Annotated in this window: 1 pseudogene; it reads right to left on the reverse strand. The window is 59.9% G+C overall.

Annotation, left to right across the window (positions count from 1 at the left end):
* A pseudogene (locus SB717_RS35660) lies at positions 1-274 on the reverse strand (hypothetical protein); the annotation flags it as partial.

Consider the following 274-nt stretch of genomic DNA (forward strand, 5'->3'; position numbering starts at 1 on the left):
GTACACCCATTCCGGAAACCGAGCAATAGGAACTGTGGATCCGCCGTCACCGCCTGGCGGAGAGTACAGCTGACTCACACCCAGCAGGCTGCACAGCCGAGGTTCATCGACCACGTCTTCCGGCCGAGGCTTCCAGTGGTCCAGTCCCGCGACGATAAAGCTTTCGGACTCGACCGGAAGAATTGCTCCCACACCGTAAGTGGTGATCAACTGTGTCCGCCGGACAGTTGCCTTGACCGGCGGGCGCTTACGCAACTTATTGGTCAGGGCCATG

This window comes from Priestia sp. SIMBA_032, from assembly GCF_046535215.1.
GTDB classification, from domain to species: domain Bacteria; phylum Bacillota; class Bacilli; order Bacillales; family Bacillaceae_H; genus Priestia; species Priestia aryabhattai.